17 protein-coding genes are annotated in these 23,452 nt (G+C 34.4%); 16 read left to right on the forward strand and 1 reads right to left on the reverse strand.

Features of this window, described 5'->3' with window-relative positions; translation table 11 throughout:
• Positions 1-20 precede the first annotated feature (20 nt).
• From N3C_RS00005 to N3C_RS00025, 6 genes are all read left to right on the forward strand, one after another.
• Complete coding sequence (locus N3C_RS00005; protein WP_074364140.1) at positions 21-2,078, forward strand: methyl-accepting chemotaxis protein; 2,058 nt, start codon at positions 21-23, stop codon at positions 2,076-2,078.
• Between the two features lie 349 nt (positions 2,079-2,427).
• Positions 2,428-2,595: a hypothetical protein gene (locus N3C_RS15485; protein ID WP_373432789.1), complete on the forward strand. Its 168-nt coding sequence runs from the start codon at positions 2,428-2,430 to the stop codon at positions 2,593-2,595.
• The gene (locus tag N3C_RS15490) at positions 2,564-2,896 is read left to right on the forward strand and encodes a hypothetical protein (RefSeq protein WP_373432790.1); all 333 of its coding nucleotides are present in this window, start codon (positions 2,564-2,566) and stop codon (positions 2,894-2,896) included. Before N3C_RS15485 ends, N3C_RS15490 begins: the two co-directional genes overlap by 32 nt.
• Positions 2,897-3,123: 227 nt before the next feature.
• Entirely contained in the window at positions 3,124-3,576 is a 453-nt protein-coding gene (locus N3C_RS00015; RefSeq protein WP_074364008.1) for a peroxiredoxin, read from the forward strand.
• 3 nt (positions 3,577-3,579) lie between these two features.
• On the forward strand, positions 3,580-4,329 hold the full coding sequence (gene yaaA / locus N3C_RS00020) for a peroxide stress protein YaaA (RefSeq protein ID WP_074364009.1): 750 nt from the start codon (positions 3,580-3,582) through the stop codon (positions 4,327-4,329).
• Positions 4,330-4,497: 168 nt separating this feature from the next.
• The gene (locus N3C_RS00025) at positions 4,498-4,977 is read left to right on the forward strand and encodes a ferritin (protein ID WP_074364010.1); all 480 of its coding nucleotides are present in this window, start codon (positions 4,498-4,500) and stop codon (positions 4,975-4,977) included.
• A 94-nt stretch (positions 4,978-5,071) separates the two neighbouring features.
• On the opposite strand, the gene gdhA is transcribed toward N3C_RS00025, so the two are convergent.
• Positions 5,072-6,406, reverse strand: coding sequence for an NADP-specific glutamate dehydrogenase (gene gdhA / locus N3C_RS00030; protein WP_074364011.1), 1,335 nt, complete (start codon positions 6,404-6,406; stop codon positions 5,072-5,074).
• 474 nt (positions 6,407-6,880) lie between these two features.
• On the opposite strand from gdhA, the gene N3C_RS00035 reads away from it, so the two are divergent.
• The 10 genes from N3C_RS00035 (at position 6,881) to N3C_RS00080 (ending at position 23,357) form a co-directional block, all read left to right on the forward strand.
• Positions 6,881-8,152 (forward strand): adenylosuccinate synthase, encoded by a 1,272-nt coding sequence (locus tag N3C_RS00035; protein ID WP_074364012.1) that lies wholly within the window; start codon positions 6,881-6,883, stop codon positions 8,150-8,152.
• 93 nt (positions 8,153-8,245) lie between these two features.
• On the forward strand, positions 8,246-9,565 hold the full coding sequence (locus N3C_RS00040; protein ID WP_074364013.1) for a glutamine synthetase family protein: 1,320 nt from the start codon (positions 8,246-8,248) through the stop codon (positions 9,563-9,565).
• Positions 9,566-9,727: 162 nt separating this feature from the next.
• The gene (locus N3C_RS00045; protein WP_242944017.1) at positions 9,728-10,174 is read left to right on the forward strand and encodes an ANTAR domain-containing response regulator; all 447 of its coding nucleotides are present in this window, start codon (positions 9,728-9,730) and stop codon (positions 10,172-10,174) included.
• Positions 10,175-10,228: 54 nt separating this feature from the next.
• Entirely contained in the window at positions 10,229-11,302 is a 1,074-nt protein-coding gene (locus tag N3C_RS00050; RefSeq protein ID WP_074364014.1) for a carbamoyl phosphate synthase small subunit, read from the forward strand.
• Positions 11,303-11,306: 4 nt separating this feature from the next.
• Positions 11,307-15,302 (forward strand): carbamoyl-phosphate synthase large subunit, encoded by a 3,996-nt coding sequence (carB, locus tag N3C_RS00055; RefSeq protein WP_074364015.1) that lies wholly within the window; start codon positions 11,307-11,309, stop codon positions 15,300-15,302.
• Positions 15,302-16,900: a CTP synthase gene (locus tag N3C_RS00060; RefSeq protein WP_074364016.1), complete on the forward strand. Its 1,599-nt coding sequence runs from the start codon at positions 15,302-15,304 to the stop codon at positions 16,898-16,900. The genes carB and N3C_RS00060 overlap by 1 nt, the downstream gene beginning before the upstream one ends.
• 115 nt (positions 16,901-17,015) lie before the next feature.
• Complete coding sequence (locus N3C_RS00065; RefSeq protein ID WP_074364017.1) at positions 17,016-18,188, forward strand: LL-diaminopimelate aminotransferase; 1,173 nt, start codon at positions 17,016-17,018, stop codon at positions 18,186-18,188.
• A gap of 126 nt (positions 18,189-18,314) precedes the next feature.
• The gene (asnB, locus tag N3C_RS00070) at positions 18,315-20,189 is read left to right on the forward strand and encodes an asparagine synthase (glutamine-hydrolyzing) (protein ID WP_074364142.1); all 1,875 of its coding nucleotides are present in this window, start codon (positions 18,315-18,317) and stop codon (positions 20,187-20,189) included.
• A gap of 222 nt (positions 20,190-20,411) precedes the next feature.
• The gene (locus N3C_RS00075; RefSeq protein WP_074364018.1) at positions 20,412-22,499 is read left to right on the forward strand and encodes a glutamine synthetase III family protein; all 2,088 of its coding nucleotides are present in this window, start codon (positions 20,412-20,414) and stop codon (positions 22,497-22,499) included.
• Positions 22,500-22,664: 165 nt separating this feature from the next.
• Positions 22,665-23,357 carry a manganese catalase family protein gene (locus N3C_RS00080; protein ID WP_074364019.1) on the forward strand — a complete coding sequence of 231 codons (693 nt, stop codon included), beginning with the start codon at positions 22,665-22,667 and terminating at the stop codon, positions 23,355-23,357.
• Positions 23,358-23,452 lie beyond the last annotated feature (95 nt).

Consider the following 23,452-nt stretch of genomic DNA (forward strand, 5'->3'; position numbering starts at 1 on the left):
TAATTATTAGGGGGGAAAAAATGAAAGCCAAAAGAATAAGTACAAAATTGATGTCAATTCTTTTACCAATCATTATGCTATCTGTATTTACACTTTCTCTATTGGCTTACTCTACCAGTAAGAAAATAATTAGTGATGAAATCGATAGCAAAATGACTACCATTCTAGATAACAACATAGCAAGTATTGACCAGTCTCTGACAAAACACATGAAAATTGCAGAATCTATAGCTAGAACAGTTGAAGTCACTCGTATGAGCCTAAAAAAAGAAGATCTCTTCAAGCTACTTGAGAAGCTCATTAGCACCAATAAAGAAACTTTAGCATCTGGAATATTCTTTGAAGCAAATAAATTTGATCCTGCATTAAAGTATTTCGGTCCCTATGCTTATAAAAATGGTGATACAGTTATTTTTAGCGAGGAGTATAATAATTCCCAGCATGATTATTTCAATCAGGATTGGTACAAATTAGGGGTAAACACTAATAAAAATGTGGAATGGTCCCAAGCTTATTACGATGAAACTATAAATGTAACTATGATAACAACCACAGCACCTTTCTATGACGAAAATAAAAAGTTCTTAGGTGTAGCTACAGCAGATATAGATATCACCTCAATTCAAGAAAATATTTCAAAAATTAAAATTGGTGAGAATGGAAGGGTTGTTCTTATCGATAATCAAGGGTATTACTTAGCTGGTGCAGATATTGATACCAATAAAATTATAAAAAGCAAAATTACAGAGGATGAAGATGAGGGGTTTAAATCACTAGGACAAGCTATCTTGGCTTCCGATAGTGGTAAAACTGAATTTACTAATAATCTTGGTAAAAATATTGCTTATTTTAATACGGTACCATATACCAATTGGAAAATTGCAGTTTATATACCTGAAAAAGAATTATACTCCGTTGTTAATAGCCTATTGTATAAAATGCTAGCAATAGGAATCTTATGCATAGCAGTATTAATTGTATCTTCTATCCTAATGGTAAAATATATAAAAGGTAATATAAATAAGGTTAACTCTTTAGCCCAAAAATTGGGTGAGGGAGATTTCACAAATAAAATTGAAATAAAGACAGAAGATGAGTTTGGTCAAATGGCTGAAAATCTAAATAAGATGATAGATAATATTAAGTCAATTATTTATAATATCACAAATTATTCTAATGATTTGAGCGCAGCAAGCGAAGAATTATCTGCAACTGCAGAAGAAGTTTCTTCACAGTTTGATACTATTAATGAATCTATAGATGAAATCAATGCAGGAATTCAGGAGACCTCCGCTACCGCTGAAGAAATATCTGCCTCTATGCAGCAAATCGATTCTAGCGTAAATATTCTATCTGATAAGGCCGTTGATGGAAATAGTAATTCTATTAAAATAAAGGAAAGAGCTTCAGAAATGCAAAAAAGCAGTACTGAAGCCCTTGAAGAAATTGGACGTGTATATGCTGAGAGACAAAAGAAAATTCTCAAATCTATTGAGGATAGTAAAGTTGTAGAAGAGATCCGCATCATAGCGGATACTATTGCCAATGTAGCGGAGCAAACCAACCTATTGGCCTTAAACGCCGCCATAGAGGCTGCTAGAGCTGGAGAACATGGTAAAGGTTTTGCAGTAGTGGCTGAGGAAGTAAGAAAACTTGCAGAACAGACTTCTGATTCAGTTAACGATATAAAGCTAATAATTGATAAGGTTCATACTGCCTTTACAGATCTTTCTCATAATAGCAGAAAATTATTAGTTTTTATGAATGAAAATGTAAAATCTCAGTTTAGTAACTTTGAGTCTATTGGAAGCCAGTATAATAAAGATGCAGACTTTATCAGCGATATGTCAGAGGAATTGGCATCCATGTCTAGAGACTTAAAAGATACAATTGAGCAAATATCTTACGGGGTTCAATCCTTAGCAGAATTGTCACAAAGTTCATCAGTAAACTCACAGCAAATAAATGAAAGTGTACAGGACTCTACTTTAGCTATGGAGCAAATTGCCAAGACAGCACAAAGCCAAGCCGAATTAGCGCAACAGCTACATGAATTAATCTTAAAATTTAAAATATAGCAGTTACTCTTAGTATAAGTTAAGAAAAAAAGAAGATGTATAATTACAAACATCTTCTTTTTTTGTACAATAAAAATAAACTTTTCTGATATAGAAGAAAAAATATCTTTGATGGACTTGGCGGAAGTAGCACACTTCTCACCATGGTAATCAGCAAAAATTTTTAAATTGCCTTTGATATGGGGGTGAAAGTGTTGATGGATATCAAAGGGCTTTCCGGAGAGAGTTTGGCTGTAACCCAAAGGAATATGCACAAAATCCTGTCTCCGTATCACTGTTCACACCCTATGGCGTAAAATACAGCAAATTATTTAAGAGGGGGGGTATCCAACATGGAAAAATAAAAAATGTGTTCATTCAAGTTATTGAAAAGCCTGAAAGAAAGGCCATTATTAAAAGAGGAAGCAAAGCTGAGGGGTATTGGGATTACTGCGAGGAAGTTGGATGTGATGTTTGCGGTATATTAACAAGTATGAAATCTCTTTGTGGGGAGCCAGTGTGCTTATGGCTACCCTGAAAAGTATCGTAAGGCCAACACTTCAAAATACGTACAAGGCGTTGAAGTAACCATTGACTATGATGGTGAAATTCCTGAAGGTTTTGATATCATAGAGCTACCTAAAGCAAAATACTTAATGTTTCAAGGTGAGCCTTTTAAGGAGGATTATTGTGAAGCTATTGAAACAGTGCAAAGATTAATGGAGAAATATGATCCATCAATTATCGGATATAGTTGGGACGAAGAAAATCCTAGAATTCAATTAGAGCCAATAGGAACAAGGGGCTATATTGGGATGAAAGCTATTAAAAAACTATAACAATGAAAATAATATCATGATTTGTAACAGGAACACTGCTACTAAATTAATCAGAGTTGTGTGCCTATTTTGCATTATTTGCTATCAATGTTTACATAGTAGTTCATTTAAAATAAATCTTTTGAAGTATGGATAATACTTTAATATAATTGGATTATAGATTCTATTGATGGAAGAGAAGCAAAAAATATTATGGCTATTATTAAAAAGAATAAGGAGGTAAAGTTATGTTAGAAATAGGTACCAAGGCGCCGGGATTTTATTTACCGGATCAGAATGGAAAGATGCATAGCCTGGAGGACTACAAGGGTAAGAAGGTAATTTTATATTTCTATCCAAAGGATAATACTCCCGGTTGCACTAAACAAGCTTGTAATTTCGGAGAGATGTATCCTCAGTTTCAGGAAAAGGGAGCGGTGATTATTGGAGTAAGCAAAGACACTGTGGCCTCCCATAAAAAATTTGAAGAGAAATTTGGACTACCATTCATCTTGCTTTCTGATACAGAACTTACTTGTATTAAGGCTTATGATGTATGGAAGAAAAAAAAGAATTATGGCAAGGTAACTATGGGAGTGGTTCGTACTACATATTTAATTAATGAAGATGGTATCATTGTAAAGGCCTATGGTAATGTGAAGACCTCTGAGAAACCAGAATATTTGCTGGAGGAATTATAATATATGAAAATTATTATATCTCCAGCTAAGAAGATGAAGGTAGAGAGGGATGCTTTTGATGTTAATGGAATGCCTGAATTTATAGATAAAGCATCAATGTTAATGGAAAAAATACGGTCTTTATCATATTCAGAGGCAAAGGACCTATGGCAATGCAATGATAAGATAGCAGAATTAAATTATGAGCGTTATCAGAGTATGGACTTAAAGTTAAGATTAACACCAGCCATAGTATCTTATGAAGGTTTACAATATCAGCATATAACTGCTGATATATTGACAGAAAAAGCACTTTCTTACCTATCAAAGCATTTGAGAATTCTATCAGGTTTTTATGGAATACTAAAACCTTTTGATGGAGTGACCCCATATCGACTAGAGATGCAAGCTAAGTTATCTGTTAATGGCTGTAAGGACTTATATGAATTTTGGGGAGACTCATTATATAAGAAACTAGTGGAGGATGATGATAGGACAATTATCAATTTGGCTTCAAAGGAATATTCTCAATGTATAGAAAAGTATATTACAGAAAAGGATAAATTTATTACTATTGATTTTGGTGAGTTAGTGAATGGCAAAGTGAAGCAAAAGGGAACGCTGGCAAAGATGGCTCGGGGAGAAATGGTGAAATTCATGGCGAAAAATCAGATATCAGATTTGAATAACATCAAGGAATTTAGAGAGCTTGGATTCGTTTATTCTGAGGACTTTTCAACTGAAGAAAAATACGTATTTATTAAGAATTTTTAATGTTTTATACAATAAGGTGAGAAATATTCAGCAGTAAAGGATATTTGAAGATAAGGCATCTTCTGACTTTATTAAATTAATTTTCTTTAAAATCTACTCATAGAAGATTGGAAATATTGGAACAATATATTAGGTGTTATTACTAAAATTAATTTGGAGGAATCTTTTATGAGTAAATTATATGATAATTTAAATGAACAAATGAATTTTGAATTAGAGTCTGCATATACCTATGCAACTATGTCTGCTTATTTAAATTATATGAATATGAAAGGTATGGCTCATTTTATGGATGGGCAGGCAAAAGAAGAAATAGAACATGCGTCAAAAATTAAAAATTTCCTTCAGACAACTGGCTATAAAATAAAGTATCGTCCGCTAGACCCAGGAGATGGAAAATTTGCTTCTATTGAAGAGGTATTTAAAAGAGCCTTAGCTCATGAAAAAATAATAACAGCTCACATTGATGATTTAATAAAGGAAGCAAGAGCTGAAGGGGATCAAAGAGTGCTTAATCTTCTTGCTTGGTTTGTAGATGAACAGATTGAAGAAGAGGATATCTTTAGTGTACTTGTTGAAAGATTAGAAAGAATCAATGGACAATGGAATGGTTTATATATCCTTGATAATGAGCTTGCTGCTAGATAATTTGGAAGAATAGTTTACATAAAAAGAAGTAATGTATTATCCACATTACTTCTTTTTTTATGTTATCTTATATAATCTTAGTAGTGCATATGATTTAGATTATTCCTTGAGCTAACATAGCATCTGCTACTTTGATAAATCCAGCAATATTAGCACCAGCTACAAGGTCACCTTCGCAGCCATACTCTTTTGCTGCAGTAGTTATGTTTGTGTAAATATTTTTCATGATGTTTTGTAATTTTGCATCTACTTCTTCAAAAGTCCAGGATAAGCGCATGCTATTTTGAGACATTTCTAAAGCAGAGGTTGCAACTCCCCCTGCATTAGCTGCTTTAGCAGGGGCAAATAAAACATTATTATTCTTAAATACTTCTATAGCCTCAGCAGTTGATGGCATATTTGCACCTTCCGCAACAGCAAAGCATCCATTCTTAACAAGTGTTTCAGCAGCTTCTTTGTTAAGTTCGTTTTGTGTAGCACAAGGAAGGGCAATATGGCAAGGTATATTCCAAATATTAGAACATCCTTCATGATATTCAGCTTTAGGATGATATTTTACATATTCTTTTATTCTGCCTCTTTCCACTTCTTTAATCTGTTTTACAGTATCTAATTTAATACCTTCAGCATCATATACATATCCATTAGAATCACTAAGAGCAACTACTTTAGCTCCTAGTTCCATTGCCTTCTGTGCAGCATATATAGCAACATTTCCTGAACCGGATATAACAGTAGTAGCACCATCCATACTTTTACCGTGATCTTTAAGCATTTCGTTAGTTAGGTAGATTAGACCAAAGCCAGTAGCTTCTGTTCTTGCTAAGCTACCGCCATAGCTAATTCCTTTACCAGTTAATACACCTTCAAAGGAATTTTTAATTCTCTTATATTGTCCAAATAAATAACCTAATTCTCTTCCACCAACACCGATATCACCGGCAGGAACATCTGTGTCTGGTCCAATATGCCTGTACAATTCAGTCATAAAGCTTTGACAAAAACGCATAATTTCTCCATCAGATTTACCTTTTGGATCAAAATCGCTTCCTCCTTTACCACCGCCAATAGGAAGTCCTGTAAGAGAATTTTTAAAAATCTGCTCAAAACCTAAAAATTTAATAATTCCTAGGTTAACTGAAGGATGAAAACGTAGCCCACCTTTGTAAGGACCTATAGCACTGTTAAATTCTACACGATAGCCCCTATTAACTTGTACCTTTCCGTTATCATCTACCCAAGGTACACGGAAAATAATTTGTCTTTCTGGTTCTACAATTCTTTCTAAGATGCCTGCTTTTTCATAGTCTTGACGCTTATTAAATACAGGTTCCAGTGATTCTAGCACTTCTTTTACTGCTTGATGAAATTCTGGTTGTCCAGGATTCCTTTCAATAGTTTTTTCAAGTATTCCTGTTACATATGACATTATACCACTCCCCAATTTTTATCTAAATCAATTTTCAATTGATTTGAATACTTAGGACCATAGAAAATTCCATAAAAAAATTCATCTTTTGAATAAAATGTAAAATAATTTTGCAATTTAAAATTTAGTATACAATTTTGTGTTTGCAATTATAGCACTATATATATTAAAATGCAATATATAAATAAAAAAACTTTAATAAATATACATAAAAAGTTATAAATATAACCGTCCCTTTTTATAGTTAATATATTAGAACTAATTTCTTAAATTCCATTGACTAACTAATGAACATAATGTATAATAGCTTAAAGTGAACAAAGGCGTTCATCAGATAATGTACAAGTAGTGAAAAATCGACTCTATAAGTCGATTAGTTTTTGTGCTACTTTACATTGTGTGATGAGCGTCTTTTTTTATAAGAAAAACACTATTGATCCAATTTTTATTTATAAATTATTAGGAGGTAGATCTATGCTAACTGCAATAGTAGGTATCAATTGGGGGGATGAGGGTAAAGGCCGTATGGTGGACTTACTTTCCTCTGATTATGATGTCATCTGTCGTTATCAAGGTGGAAATAATGCGGGACACACTGTTATTAATGAAAAAGGTAAGTTTATACTGAACCTATTACCATCCGGAATTTTACGTGACACAACTGTTAACGTAATGGGTAACGGTATGGTTATTGATATTGAGCATTTATGTGGTGAGATAAAAACCCTTCAAGAAAAAGGAATTAAAATTACCCCAGAGAACCTAAAAATAAGCGATAAAGCAATCGTATGTATGCCTTATCATAGGTTACAAGACAGACTTGAAGAAGAAAGACTTGGAGATAAAAAATATGGATCAACCTTACGAGGTATTGCACCAGTATATGGTGATAAATACATGAAAAAGGGTATCAGAATGGGAGATTTACTATTAAATTCAGATGCCCTGGAAGAAAAGGTGTCTAATATTGTTGAATGGAAAAGTATGGCGTTAACTGGTTATAAACAATCTAATATATTAAAAGAATCTATTTTGCAATGGCTGGAGGAGTATGGCAAAGCTCTCTTGCCTTTTATAACAGATACAACAGAATACTTGTTAGCTGCAATAAAGGAAAACAAGGATATAATGTTTGAAGCACAGCTTGGTGCATTACGTGATATAGATTTTGGGATTTATCCTTACACCTCCTCTTCATCTACTATAGCAGCTTATGGACCTATTGGTGCAGGTATACCAGGAAAAAAACTTGATAAAGTTATTGGTATAATGAAAGCATATTCAACCTGTGTAGGGGAAGGGCCTTTTGTGGCAGAACTTTTTGGAAATGAAGCTTCAGAATTGAGAGAAGCCGGTGGAGAATACGGCGCTGCCACTGGAAGACCCCGTAGAGTAGGGGGCTTTGATGTAGTAGCTTCTGCTTATGGTGTGAAAGTTCAAGGAGCAGATGAATTAGCTTTAACAAAGTTAGATGTGTTGTCATATCTTAATAAAATTCCTGTGTGTGTAGCCTATGAGGTAGATGGAGAAAGGACAACAGTTTTCCCTAGCACAGATAAACTTCTTAGAGCAAAACCTGTTTATGAATATCTAGAAGGTTTTCATACTGATATAAGCAAATGCAGAAAAGCAGAGGATTTACCTAAAGCTGCACTTAATTATATACGTTTTATTGAAGAGGCGGTAGGCTGTCCTATTAAGTATGTATCAGTAGGCCCAAAGAGGGAAGACTATTTAGAACTATAAAGAATCATGTTTTAGGAATATTGAAGGTGAAGATTTATATGATAAAAATGAACATCAAAAATTGAACATAAAATTGAGACAGGAGGTAAATAGATGACAAACACAGTGAGTGAAGTATTAGAGTTTGTAAGAGAAAATGATGTGAAGTTTGTAAGACTTGCCTTTTGTGATCCTTTCGGCGTACAGAAAAATATATCAATTATGCCTGAATTACTTCCATCGGCCTTTGAGGAGGGAATATACTTTGATGCTTCCGCTATAAAAGGATTTAGGGATGTAACCAAGTCAGATTTGTTATTATTTCCTGATCCTTCTACTTTATCAGTGTTGTCCTGGCGTCCAGGTCCAGGAAGGGTTATACGTTTTTTCTGTGATATAAAAAATCCTGACAAAACTCCTTTTACTCAAGATAGTAGATATATACTCAAAGAAATGATAAAACGTTGCCGAAATTTGGGTTACACTTGCATGATTGGTGTAGAGTGCGAATTCTATTTATTTAAAATCAATGAAGAAGGAGAGCCTACTTTAGAAACCCTTGATTATGGAGATTATCTTGATATTGCACCTTTAGATAAAGGAGAAAATATTAGGCGTGAAATTTGCTTGTGTCTTGAAGAAATGGGCCTTGAACCTGAAACCTCACACCATGAGAGAGGTCCAGGGCAAAACGAAATTGATTTTAAATATAGTGACGCACTAAGTAGTGCTGATAATATGATGACCTTTAAGTCGGTAGTAAAGGCTATTGCAGCACGAAACGGTTTGTTTGCTTCCTTCATGCCTAAACCCTTAAAGTACAAAAGTGGAAGCGGACTTCACATAAATTTATCTCTTTCTAAGAATGGTTTTAATATTTTTAAGAATAAGCAGGGAGAACATTCACATGTAGCAGAAAGCTTTATTGCTGGAATTCTTGAAAAAACCCCTGAAATAACCTTGTTTCTTAATCCTATAGCAAACTCATATGAGCGTTTTGGACAGTTTGAGGCACCTAAATATGTGTCTTGGTCACATCAAAATCGTTCCCAGCTTATTAGAATACCAGCAGCTATAGGAGAAAAGGTGCGAATGGAACTGAGATCACCGGATCCTACTATAAATCCTTATCTTGCATTTGCACTTATTATAGGAGCAGGTTTGGAGGGGATCGAGAAAGGCCTTAAGTTGCCACCAGCTGTTGACTTGGATTTGTATAAGATAGATGAAAGCGTTGCAAAGAACTTGGTTTTATTACCAAATAGCCTTGAAAAAGCTATTGAATTGGCTGAAAACTCCCAGTTTGTAAAAAGCGTTATTGGTGAGGAAATGGCTAGAAAATATATAGAAATAAAAAAGGAAGAAGCTAAACTATATGCTGAAGCAGAAGATAAAGATAGCTTTTACAAGGAGAAATATTTTAGGTTTATGTAGCTCATTTACAACATTTTAATTTGAAAGGTGGCGATTTATACGAAAACTGCCTTAATTGTCACGCTTACCGAAAAAAGTATAGTTTTTTTCACTGAAGTTTTGCAAGCATTTTCCGTAAGCAGAATTGTCACCGTAAAATCTTGTTCGGAAGCCAGGCGCATATTGCTTGAACAGGATTTTGACTTGGTTATCATTAATGCGCCTCTTCGTGATGAAACAGGAGAAAGCTTATCTAGGAATATTGCTACAAAAGGTATTAGTCAAGTAATCCTTGTAGTTAAAAGTGAATATTATGACGATGTATCCAACGTGGTTGAGGATTATGGTGTAATCACTATTGCAAAACCAATAAATAAAAATCTTTTCTGGTCTGCATTAAAGATTGCAAAAGCATCACATAACCGATTAAAGAATATGCAAGTGGAAAATTCTAAACTGATCCAAAAAATCGAAGATATACGTATAGTTGATCGGGCTAAATGTATTCTTATATCTTATTTAAATATGACTGAGGCAGAAGCACATAAATATATCGAACGTCAGGCTATGAATAATAGAATGACAAAAAGAGCTGTTGCTGAAAGTATATTGAGAACCTATGAGAGTTAGTAAAACTCCTCAAAAAATGCACTTAAAGGATTTTTTATGTAGGAGGGATGAGTAATGTCTAAAAAGGCATATTTAATACTGGAGAATGGACAATGTTTTGAGGGGCAGACATTGGGTGCAGTAGGTGAAGTAATAGGTGAAATTGTATTTACCACAGGAATGACTGGATATTTGGAAACTTTAACAGATCAAAGTTACTATGGTCAAATAGTTCTCCAAACCTTTCCGCTAATTGGTAATTACGGCATTATCCCCTCTGATTTTGAAAGTGAGTTTATTGGGGCAAGTGCATATATTGTAAAATATCCTTGCGAAAATCCTTCAAATTTTAGAAGTGAAGGTGAACTTGACGAATTTTTAAAGAAAAGAAATATTATCGGTTTATCTCATATTGATACTAGAGCTGTAACAAAGATAATACGGGAATATGGTGTGATGAACGGTAAAATAACAGATAAGAAACCGGAGAATATAGATCTAGAGGAAATAAAAAATTATAAAATAAAAAATGCTGTTGAAAGTGTTTCTGTTAAAGAGGTAATAGAATATAAATGTGTCAATCCTAAATATAAAGTAGCACTTCTTGATTTTGGGCTTAAGCGAAATATAGTGCGGGAGCTTACTAAACGTGGGTGTAATGTATGGGTATTCCCATATAATAGCACTGTAGAAGATATAAAAAGTATTAATCCAGACGGTATTATGTTATCAAACGGTCCTGGGGACCCTTCTGAAAATTACATTATTATAGAAAATGTAAAAGAAATTATAAATACAAATATACCTATGTTTGGCATATGTCTTGGTCATCAGATTTTAGCCCTTGCCCATGGCTTTAGAACACATAAGCTGAAATATGGTCATCGTGGAGCAAACCAGCCAGTAAAAGACTTGATAAGTGGTAGAGTATATATTTCAAGTCAAAATCATGGATATGCAGTTACTTCGGAAAGCATTGATAAAGATGTGGCCGATCAATGGTTTGTTAATGTGAATGATAAAACTTGTGAGGGAGTTATATATAAAAATTCTCCTATTTTTTCAGTACAATTCCATCCTGAAGCCTGTGGAGGACCGCATGATACAGCCTTTCTCTTTGATAAATTTATAGAAAGTATGGGAGGTTAAGAATATGCCGTTAGATAAAAACATAAAAAAAGTTTTGGTCATAGGTTCAGGCCCTATCGTAATTGGGCAAGCTGCTGAATTTGATTATGCAGGAACACAGGCTTGTCGTGTTCTTCGTAAAGAGGGCATTGAAATTGTGCTTGTTAATTCTAATCCAGCAACTATCATGACTGATAAAAATATTGCAGACAAAATATATATTGAGCCTCTTACTTTAACAACAATCAAGAGAATTATTGAGAAAGAAAGACCAGACAGTATTTTGTCAGGACTTGGAGGCCAGACAGGACTTACTCTTTGCATGCAGTTAGCTAAGGAGGGCTTCCTAGATAAGATGAATGTAAGGTTACTAGGTAGTTCTCCAGAAACTATAGATAAGGCTGAGGATAGACAACTTTTCAAAGAGACTATGGAGAAAATAGGTGAGCCGGTTATTCCATCTATTATAGCTACGGATGTTAGTACAGCAGTAGAGTTTGCTGAGGAAAACGGATATCCTGTTATAATTAGACCTGCCTTCACTCTAGGAGGAAGCGGTGGTGGTATAGCTAACAATAAGGATGAACTTTTGGAAATTGCTAGAAACGGTTTATCTTTATCACCAATTCATCAGATACTTGTAGAAAAATCTATTGCTGGATGGAAGGAAATCGAGTTTGAAGTGATGCGAGATAGAGCTGGTAATGTTATAACGGTATGTTCAATGGAAAATTTCGATCCTGTAGGTGTGCATACCGGGGATAGTATAGTTATAGCTCCAGCTGTTACATTGGCAGATAAAGAATATCAAATGCTTAGAAGTGCGGCATTGAACATTATTACGGCTCTTGAGGTAGAAGGTGGTTGTAACTGTCAGTTTGCTCTACATCCTCACAGCTTTGAATATGCAGTAATAGAGGTAAATCCGAGAGTATCTCGTTCATCTGCTTTAGCATCAAAGGCTACTGGTTATCCTATTGCAAAGGTTGCTACTAAAATTGCTATTGGTTATACCTTAGATGAGATAAAAAATGATGTTACGGGAACAACTTTTGCTGCTTTTGAACCTACTCTTGATTATGTGGCAGTTAAGTTACCTAAGTGGCCTTTTGATAAGTTTGTTTATGCAAAAAAGGAATTAAGTACTCAAATGAAAGCTACCGGTGAAGTGATGGCTATTGCAGATACCTTCGAGGAGGCTCTATTAAAAGCGGTACGAGGTGCAGAAATTGGACTTAACAACCTTGATTTAAAAAGACTTAAAAATAAAAGTGACAGTGAAATAATGGAATTACTTTCTACTGTAACAGATGAGCGTTTGTTTTTGGTGTATGAAGCAATTTTACGTGCATTGAGCAAAGGTACTGTTAAGGAAACTATAGATGAAATTCATTTAATAACTAAAATAGACCGATGGTTTTTGTATGCTCTTAAAAACATAGCCGAGGGAAAGGTTAAAACACAGAGCTTATCATATAAAATGGTTGATACCTGTGGTGGTGAATTTGAAGCTAAGACACCTTACTTTTACTCCATATCAAATAGTGTTGAAAATGAGGCACTGCCATTTGTGGAAAGAAGTAAAAAGGAACGTATACTAGTATTAGGAAGTGGTCCAATACGTATAGGACAAGGTATTGAATTTGATTATGCCTCCGTTCACTGTGTTTGGACTCTTAAGAAAATGGGCTATGAGGTAATAGTAATTAACAACAATCCTGAAACAGTATCTACTGACTTTGATACTGGAGATCGTCTTTATTTTGAGCCTCTTTGTATAGATGATGTTATGAGTGTAGTTGATATTGAAAAGCCAATAGGTGTAATTGTAGCTTTCGGTGGAGGTACAGCAATAAAGCTAGCACAGAAATTGCATCAACGTGGGGTGAATATTATAGGTACATCTGCAGAAAGCATTGATATATGCGAAGACAGAAAGCGCTTCGATGATTTACTTGAAGGTTTAGGTATTAAGAGACCAAAAGGATATGGTGTATTAACAAAAGAAGAAGCACTTGATGCTGCAGAGAAATTAGGCTATCCAGTATTGCTTCGTCCTTCTTATGTTCTTGGTGGTCAAAACATGATTATTGCTTTCTCACCGGAGGACGTTAAGGAGTATATGGATATCATTCTACGTCAGAAGCAGGATAATCCAGTGCTTATTGATAAGTATTTGGCTGGTTTGGAGATAGAAGTTGATGCCATTAGTGATGGTGTTGATGTATTAATACCAGGTATTATGGAGCATATAGAGCGAACAGGTATACATTCAGGTGACAGTATAGCGGTATATCCTGCACCAAATGTAGATGACCAGTTGGCTCAAAAGATATATGAAGAAACAAAAAGACTTTGCATGGCTTTAAATGTGAAAGGTCTTGTGAATATCCAATATGTGCTTTATGATAATGACATTTATGTAATAGAAGTAAATCCACGTGCTTCTAGAACTGTTCCTTATTTAAGTAAGGTAACCGGTGTTCCTATGTGTGAGCTTGCTACAAGGGTAAGTGTAGGTGAAAGTTTAAGTAGTTTAGGATATTCTTCAGGTATAGCTAAAATACCACCCTATGTAGCAGTTAAGGTACCTGTATTTTCTTTTGAGAAACTTACTGATTTAGATACACATTTAGGACCAGAAATGAAGTCCACTGGAGAAGTATTAGGAATTGGAAAAAATATAGAGGAAGCCTTATATAAAGGTCTTATAGCAGCGGGATACAAAATGCACAAAAGCGGTGGCGTATTTTTAACTGTTCGTGATAGCGACAAGATCGAGATACGTGATATAGCAAAGAAGTTTTATGATTTAGGATTTAAGCTTTATGCAACTAGAGGAACAGCAAAAGTACTTGCAAGTAAGGGCTTTGATGTTGAAGTAGTGAACAAGATACATGAATGTGAAGAAAACAATACGGTCACTTTGCTTGAAAGTGGTAAAATCAGTTACATCATATCCACATCAGCAAAGGGGAGAAATCCAGCAACAGATGATGTGAAGATTCGAAGAAAGGCTTGCCTTTTAGGTATTCCTTGTCTTACCTCCATCGACACAGCAAATGCATTAGCAGATTGTTTATTATCAGGATATAGTGAAATTAACACAGAACTTATAAATATAAATAATCTAAGGAGGGAACGTATGAAAATTAATTTTACAAAAATGCAAGGTTGCGGAAATGACTATATTTATATAAATTGCATAGGAAATGCAGCTACAGATGGTATGGAAATAAATTCGCCAGAATCTTTATCAGTATATTTATCTGATAGACATTTTGGTGTAGGTGGAGATGGTATAGTTTTAATCTTACCTTCTAATGTAGCAGATGCAAAAATGAGGATGTTTAACCTTGATGGTAGTGAAGGGAAGATGTGCGGAAATGCTATACGTTGTGTAGCTAAGTATCTATATGATAATGGTATTGTAAAAAAAGAGCAAATATCAATTGAAACTTTATCCGGTATAAAGGAATTACAATTGTTCACACAAAACGGAGCAGTTTCAAAAGTTAAGGTTAACATGGGAAAAGCAGAACTTAGACCAGAAAATATTCCTGTTAGTTTAGAAGGTGACAGCATAATAAACAGAAAAGTGAGTATAAATGATAAAGAGTATGCTATTACTTGTGTTTCTATGGGAAATCCTCATGCTGTTGTATTTTGCGATGAAGAAATCAACGAGGTAGAGTTGGATAGTTTTAAAATTGATGAAATAGGACCTTTATTTGAAAACAATGAAATTTTCCCTGAAAGAGTTAATACAGAATTTGTTAAGGTTCTAGAAAGAAATAGGTTAAAAATGCGTGTATGGGAACGTGGAAGCGGGGAAACCCTTGCTTGTGGTACAGGGGCCTGTGCTTCAGCGGTGGCAGCTGTTTTGAATGGATATTGTGATAAAGATACAGATATTACAGTTGAATTACTTGGTGGTGAACTTACTATTCGTTACACAGATGATGCTGTATATATGACAGGTGATTGCAAAAAAGTATTTGAAGGAACGGTGGAGATATAATGACGAAGTATATATTTGTAACAGGTGGCGTAGTTTCAGGTCTTGGTAAGGGTATAACTGCTGCAAGTCTTGGAAGACTTCTTAAACAAAGAGGATTAAAGATTGCTGCACAAAAGTTAGACCCTTATATGAATGTTGATCCAGGGACCATGAGTCCCTTCCAGCATGGAGAGGTTTTTGTAACAGATGATGGAGCAGAAACAGATTTGGATTTAGGACATTATGAACGTTTTATTGATGAAAACTTAACTAAATTATCTAATCTCACTTCTGGAAAAGTATATTACAATGTGCTTAATCGAGAACGTACCGGAGCTTATTTAGGTCAAACAGTACAGGTTATACCACATATAACTAATGAGATAAAAGATTTTATTTATAGTAGTGCAAAATTAAGTGGTGCAGATGTGCTTATTACAGAAATAGGTGGTACTATCGGTGATATTGAAAGTCAGCCATTTTTGGAAGCAATAAGGCAAATATCTCTTGAGGTAGGAATATCAAATTGTCTATTTATTCATGTTACTTTAGTACCTTATTTAAAAGGTTCAGGAGAGCATAAATCAAAGCCTACCCAACATTCAGTAAAGGAGCTACGTGCACTAGGTATTTCTCCTAATATTATTATTGCCCGTGCTGATGAACCCATTGATAATAGTATAAAGGAAAAAATAGCTTTATTTTGCAATGTAAAGCCTGATTGTGTTATAGAAAACCTTACATTAAACAATCTTTATGAAGCTCCATTAATGCTTCATGAAAATGGTCTTGATGAAGTAGTATGCCGTGAGTTATCACTTCAAACTAAACCTGCTGATTTAACAGAGTGGAAGGATCTAGTATCAAAAATTAGGCAGAGAAAATCCGAAGTGATTATTGCTATTGTTGGTAAGTATGTAAAATTACATGATGCATATTTATCCATAATAGAAAGTCTTAACCACGCAGGCTTTAATTTAGGAGCGGTGGTAAAGATAAAATGGATCGATAGTGAGGATGTTACACCGGAAAGCGTAAGTATATTACTTAATGATATAGATGGTATTATCATACCGGGAGGCTTTGGTGACCGTGGTATAGAAGGTAAAATTGAAGCTTGCCGATATGCAAGGGAAAATAACATCCCTTTCCTAGGGATTTGTCTTGGTATGCAGATTGCTGTTATTGAATATGCTAGAAATGTATGTGGATTAGAAAATGCTCATTCTGCTGAATTTTCACAGAATACACCACATCCTGTAATTCATATTATGGAAGAACAGCTTGGCATTACTAAAAAGGGTGGCACAATGCGTTTAGGAGCTTATGGTTGTAAGATAATTCCAGGAACACGAATGGAAGAAGTGTATAATGCAAACCAAATATCTGAAAGACATAGACATAGATATGAATTTAATAACGAGTACCGTGAGTTGTTAACAGAAAAAGGTCTTGTTATTAGCGGAGTTTCACCGGATGGTACTTTGGTAGAAACAGTGGAGCTTACTGATAAGCCTTTCTATATTGGTGTACAGTTCCATCCTGAATTTAAGAGCAGACCAAATAAACCACACCCCTTATTTGTAGGACTTGTGAAAGCTGCACTTAAGGATAAATAAAAGATTATTCGTAAACTATCTTCCTTGCTTATTAATAATCTATAAAGATTGCTAAAAAAGTTATAGGAATAAATAACGGAATGGAAAAACAAGACAAGACATGAGGAGGGGGATTATGAAAATAAATGAAAACTATTTAAAGCTTCAAGATAGTTATCTCTTTTCTAGAATTGCACAAAAGGTAAATGATTATAAGGTAGAAAATCCTGATAAGGAAATTATTAGATTAGGAATAGGGGATGTTACATTACCTCTTGTTCCTGCCGTAATATCAGCAATGCAGAAAGCTGTTTTGGAAATGGGAGAAAGAGAAACCTTCAAGGGTTATGGAGAAGAACAGGGATATTCATTTTTGCGTCAAGCAATATGCAGATACTATAAGAAAAAAGGAGTATCTCTTTCAGAAGATGAGGTTTTCATAAGTGATGGTGCAAAAAGTGATCTGGGAAATATACTTGATATATTTGATGTGGATAATACTGTTCTCATTCCAGATCCTGTTTATCCAGTTTATGTTGATACAAATATAATGGCTGGACGTAAAATATTATTTGTAGAAGGGGATGAAAATAATTCCTTTTTACCCTTGCCAGATAAAAATGTGAACGCTGATATTATTTATCTATGTTCACCTAATAACCCTACAGGAGCGGTTTATAATAAAGAACAACTTAAAGAGTGGGTTGATTATGCATTAGCTAAGGATGCGGTTATTTTATTTGATAGTGCCTATGAGTTTTTTGTTACAGATGATAGTCTACCTACAAGCATTTATCAGATTGAGGGTGCAAAGGAGTGTGCTATAGAATTTTCTTCTCTATCTAAAACAGCAGGCTTCACAGGCACTCGTTGTGGATATACCGTAGTACCAAAGGAGCTTATTAGAAACAATGTGGCCTTAAATAAATTATGGCTAAGACGTCAATGTACAAAGTTTAATGGAGTTCCTTATATTGTTCAACGAGGAGCTGAAGCTGTATTTACCGATGAAGGGTATAAGCAGATTAAGGAGAATGTTAACTATTACCTAGAAAATGCAAGAATTATGGCAGATACCTTATCACAACTAGATATATGGTTTACTGGAGGAAAAAATTCTCCATATATTTGGTTAAAATGTCCTAAGGGTTTATCTTCCTGGGAGTACTTTGATGAACTTTTGACTAAATATAATATAGTAGGTACACCGGGAGTAGGTTTTGGAGCAAAGGGAGAGGGCTTCTTCCGATTAACAGCTTTTGGTAATAGGGAAAATGTAATCAAAGCCATGGAAAGATTAAAAGGATAATCTTTTCATCATTTTATACTTCCCTACATATATTGATATTATGAACAAAGGCGTTCATTCTTAAGTGCCAATTTTAATTGGCATAGGAGAATGTGCGCCTTTTATTTATTAATGGGAGGTATTGTTGTGTGTGGATTAGCAGGCTTTTGCAGTTTTGAAGAGAATTTTTTATTGCAGAGGGAAAGATATAATAGGGTATTGATAGATATGAGAAAGTCCATAGCCCATCGTGGTAAGGACAGTACTGGAGAATATTTAAGTAAATATAGCGGTTTTAGTCATGCCCGTTTATCAATAAGAGATTTGACATTAGGAACCCAACCTATGATTAAAAAAATAGGAGAAGTAGAATATGCTATTGTATACAATGGAGAAATCTACAATGTAGATGAAATAAAGCCAGATTTGATTATGGCAGGATACAGCTTTGAGACGACTTCTGATACAGAGGTTATTTTATTAGCTTATATACACTATGGGGTAGAATTTGTAAGCAAGCTAAATGGCATATTTGCTTTTTCTATTTGGGATGGAGGAAAAAAACAGCTACTTTTGTATCGAGATCGATTAGGTGTAAAGCCTTTGTTTTATTCAGTGAAGGATAATATGCTAGTGTTTGCTTCAGAACTTAAGGCCCTCTTTTGTCACCCTCAAATTAGACCAGAAATAAATATGAATAGCTTTAGGGAAATCTTTGGACTAGGACCAGCTAGAACGCCAGGTTGCGGAGTTTTTAAAAATATTTTTGAGTTATTACCGGGATATTTTATAGTATTTTCTAAAGAGGGATTGAGAGCATGTAAGTATTGGCAACTAGAAATAAGGGAACACAAAGATGATTATAAGCAGACCATAGAAAGAGTTTCTTATTTGGTACGAGATGCCATTGTAAGACAGATGGTAGCAGATGTGCCAGTATGTAGTTTTTTATCTGGAGGAATCGATTCTAGTATAGTAACCGCTGTGGCCTCAGATTATTTACAAGATAGAGGAGCAACATTAAACACCTTTTCTTTTGATTTTATGGAGAATGAAATTTTTTTTAGTACTAATGCCTTTCAACCGGAAAGGGATAGACCTTTCGTAGATTTAATGAAAAAACATTATCCTGTTAATCACACTTATTTAGAATGTGATGAAGAAAAGTTAGTTGAATTTCTATATAAATCAGTAGATGCCAAAGATTTACCTGGGATGGCAGATGTAGATGCTTCACTTTTGTACTTTTGTTCATTAGTATCTGAGCATAACAAGGTGGCATTAACTGGAGAATGTGCTGATGAAATATTTGGGGGATACCCTTGGTTTTATAGAGAAGACCTATTGAAAGTAAAGGGGTTCCCTTGGTCCCATGATATAAGTATGAGAACAGCTTTGTTATCCGAAGAATTTAAAAAGGAGCTTAGGCTTGAAGAATATGTTAATGACAAATATATGGATTCACTGAAAGCTATGCCAAAGGGAGATAAAGGATTTTCAGCTGATAAAAAGTGTAGAGAGATCACATACTTGAATATTAAGTGGTTCATGCAAACTCTACTTGATCGCATGGATCGAGCAAGTATGTATTCTGGTCTTGAAGCAAGAGTTCCTTTTGCGGATCATCGAATTATTGAATATGTCTTTAATGTACCTTGGGAAATGAAGTATAGGAAGGGTGTTGCAAAATCACTACTTCGAGAAGCCTGCAAGGATTTGCTACCATGTGAAATACTTCATAGAAAAAAAAGCCCTTATCCCAAAACCTATCATCCTAATTATGAAAATCTCTTATCTCAGCATTTAAGAAAGATTATCCAAAATTCAAATTCACCTATTCAATTTATTATTGATAAGAAAAAGGTGGAGAATTTTTTGAAGGCGCCTTCTGATTATGGTAAGCCTTGGTTTGGACAGCTAATGTCTGCGCCGCAGTTAATTGCTTATTTAATTCAAATAAATTATTGGTTAGAAAAGTTTATGAATAGTAAATTCACACAAAAGAGTTTGACTAATATTTAGTTATGTGTTATATTAAAAATATATACAATGAACAGCAAAGGCGCTGTGGATTTAGTTCCGCAGCGCCTTTTTACTTTTTGTTAAAGAAGAATGGACTTATATATGAGCAAATTATCAATTTCCAGTGGCCCTAATCCGTTTATAAGCATTTTAAAGATTGAAAATCAGTGATATTGGGGTAGAAGGCTACAGGAATTGAATTATTATAAGGGGGAGTTAGTAATGAAAAATGTACCAGAGATATTTGGTAGTCAGGTTTTTAATGATGCTGTTATGAAGGAAAGATTGCCTAAGGATGTTTACAAGGCTCTTAAGAAAACTATTGCAGAAGGTACCCATTTGGAACTAGATGTTGCAAATGTAGTTGCCAATGCCATGAAGGATTGGGCTGTAGAAAAGGGAGCAACACACTTCACACACTGGTTCCAGCCAATGACTGGAGTTACTGCTGAAAAACATGATAGTTTTATATCACCAGAAGGTAATGGAAAAGTTATAATGGAGTTTTCTGGAAAAGAGTTGGTTAAAGGTGAACCGGATGCATCCAGTTTCCCATCTGGAGGACTAAGAGCAACTTTTGAAGCAAGAGGATATACTGTTTGGGATACAACTTCTTATGCTTTCATCAAAGATGGAACTCTTTGTATACCAACTGCCTTTTGCTCCTATAGTGGAGAAGCTCTTGATAAAAAGACACCATTACTTCGTTCAATGGAAGCTCTTGATAAACAAGCTATAAGAATTTTAAGACTTTTTGGAAATACTACTGCTAAGCGTGTAATTACAACTGTAGGACCAGAACAGGAATATTTCTTAATAGATAAAGAACTTTACCTAAAGAGACCGGACCTTGTAAATTGTGGACGAACCTTATTTGGAGCAAGACCACCAAAGGGACAGGAGTTAGAAGATCATTATTTTGGAAGTATAAAGCCTAGAGTATCTGCATTTATGAAAGAGCTAGAAGAAGAGTTATGGAAGCTTGGGATCTTGGCTAAAACGAAGCATAATGAGGTTGCTCCAGCGCAGCATGAGTTGGCTCCTATTTTTTCAATAAGTAATATTGCTACGGACCATAATCAGCTTGTTATGGAATTAATGAAGAGTATTGCTAACAAGCACGGATTAGTTTGTTTATTGCATGAGAAGCCTTTTGCAGGAGTAAATGGAAGTGGTAAGCATAATAATTGGTCTATCTCTACAGATACAGGAGTAAATTTACTTGAGCCAGGAGATACACCTTATGAAAATGCTCAATTTCTTCTATTCCTAACAGCAGTAATAAAAGCTGTAGATGATTATCAGGATTTACTTCGTGTTTCTGTAGCAAGTGCAGGAAATGATCATAGACTAGGTGCCAATGAAGCGCCACCTGCAATTGTATCTATATTCTTAGGGGATGAACTTACAGAAATATTAGAAGCTATTGAAAATGATTCTGTTTATGTAGGTAAGGAAAAGAATCAAATGGAAATTGGAGTTACAGTGCTTCCTCACTTCTCAAAGGATACTACAGATCGTAATCGTACTTCACCTTTTGCTTTTACAGGAAACAAGTTTGAATTCCGCATGCTAGGTTCTAATTTCTCCATTGCAGGACCAAACATTGTTTTAAACTCTATAGTAGCAAAGGTGTTAAGTGATTTTGCAGATAGACTTGAAAATAGCAGTAATTTTAAAGAAGATCTTAATGCATTAATTAAAGAATCAATTAAGAATCATAAACGAATTATTTTTAATGGTAATAATTATTCAGATGAATGGGTTAAAGAAGCAGAAAGAAGAGGTCTTCTTAATTTAAAAAATACTGCAGATGCAATTCCGACATTTATTGCACCTAAGAATGTAGAAATGTTTACTCAGCTTAAGGTTTTCACTGAAGCAGAGATGCATTCAAGATATGAAATAATGCTTGAAAGTTATCAGAAGACTATTCATATTGAAGCTCTTACAATGATTGATCTTGTTAAAAAGGAAATATTGCCAGCGTCTTTAGGATATCAGAATGAACTTGTAAGTTTGGTTAATGGTAAAAAAGCTTGTGGTATTGAAAGCGAACCAGAAGGAACCATTCTTAGAAAACTTTCAAGCTTAACAGCCTCCTTGTATACTAAATTGGAAGAATTAGAAACTACTGTTTTAAATGTTAAGACAATATCTGATAGCTTAGAATTAACTAAGTATTATAGAAATTCAGTGTTCATGGCAATGACTGAACTTAGACTAATTGTTGATGAGCTTGAAACATTGGTAGCTAAAAAGTATTGGACTTTACCAACCTATGCAGAACTTTTATACAGTGTAAACTAAATAATCCAAGGTATAAAATTATTAGCCTACTGCGATTAATTCGTAGTAGGTTTTCCTTTTTTATTATTTTATTCATTCATATAGTAATTAATAGCCTAATGAATATTTAGTAAAAATGGAGTAAAGCTAATAAAGTAATTTTATTATGTTAAAAGGAGGATAGAAATGTTTAAACATGAAAAAAAGCTACTGCATGAAGTTCGGGTGGATGCTGTAAATCCTAATTATGCAGCTATGCTTCAAGAGCAACTTGGAGGGCCTCAAGGTGAATTAAAAGCAGCTCTTCAATATCTTTCGCAAAGTTTTCGTATAAAGGATAAGGAAATTAGAGACTTATTTCTTGATATAGCTGCAGAGGAATTAAGTCATATGGAAATGGTAGCTACAACTATAAATTTGCTTAATGGACATGAGCTTAATGCCAATAATGCTACTATTGGCAATATTGAAGCCCATGTACTAACAGGGCTTACACCTATGCTCAGCAATGCTTCTGGATACTTGTGGACTGCTGCTTACATAAATGAAACAGGAGATTTGGCAGCGGATATTTTATCAAATATAGCAGCAGAACAAAGGGCTAAGGTAGTATATGAATATTTATATAGACAAATAAATGATAAGGGTGTAAGAGATACTATTGAGTTCCTATTAAATCGTGAAGAAGCTCACAACACAATGTTTAGAGAGGCTTTTAATAAGATACAAGATACAGGTTCTCTAAAAGATTGGGGAATCACAAAGGATTCAAAACTTTATTTCAATCTTTCAACTCCAGGAGGTCAGTACTTTAATACTGATAATCCTCAACCACCTAGCTTTAATAGTCCAAATGAAAAGCCTTTGCAATATCATTAATTTTAATGCTACATTATAGATTTAATATTTTTAACTGGAGCTTTTGCTGTTTTAGCTTTATATGTAATCTCATATCACACCATCTTTGCAAAATT

It is taken from the genome of Clostridium sp. N3C, assembly GCF_900095445.1.
GTDB lineage: Bacteria > Bacillota > Clostridia > Clostridiales > Clostridiaceae > Clostridium_AU.

Coding starts and splice junctions, on each gene's coding strand:
- N3C_RS00025 (WP_074364010.1), top strand. CDS start 4,498: ATGAGTAAATTATATGATAATTTAAATGAACAAATGAATTTTGAATTA.
- N3C_RS00075 (WP_074364018.1), top strand. CDS start 20,412: ATGAAAAATGTACCAGAGATATTTGGTAGTCAGGTTTTTAATGATGCT.
- N3C_RS00080 (WP_074364019.1), top strand. CDS start 22,665: ATGTTTAAACATGAAAAAAAGCTACTGCATGAAGTTCGGGTGGATGCT.
- gdhA (WP_074364011.1), bottom strand. CDS start 6,406: ATGTCATATGTAACAGGAATACTTGAAAAAACTATTGAAAGGAATCCT.
- N3C_RS00050 (WP_074364014.1), top strand. CDS start 10,229: ATGTCTAAAAAGGCATATTTAATACTGGAGAATGGACAATGTTTTGAG.
- N3C_RS00015 (WP_074364008.1), top strand. CDS start 3,124: ATGTTAGAAATAGGTACCAAGGCGCCGGGATTTTATTTACCGGATCAG.
- N3C_RS00060 (WP_074364016.1), top strand. CDS start 15,302: ATGACGAAGTATATATTTGTAACAGGTGGCGTAGTTTCAGGTCTTGGT.
- yaaA (WP_074364009.1), top strand. CDS start 3,580: ATGAAAATTATTATATCTCCAGCTAAGAAGATGAAGGTAGAGAGGGAT.
- carB (WP_074364015.1), top strand. CDS start 11,307: ATGCCGTTAGATAAAAACATAAAAAAAGTTTTGGTCATAGGTTCAGGC.
- N3C_RS00035 (WP_074364012.1), top strand. CDS start 6,881: ATGCTAACTGCAATAGTAGGTATCAATTGGGGGGATGAGGGTAAAGGC.
- N3C_RS00005 (WP_074364140.1), top strand. CDS start 21: ATGAAAGCCAAAAGAATAAGTACAAAATTGATGTCAATTCTTTTACCA.
- N3C_RS00065 (WP_074364017.1), top strand. CDS start 17,016: ATGAAAATAAATGAAAACTATTTAAAGCTTCAAGATAGTTATCTCTTT.
- N3C_RS00040 (WP_074364013.1), top strand. CDS start 8,246: ATGACAAACACAGTGAGTGAAGTATTAGAGTTTGTAAGAGAAAATGAT.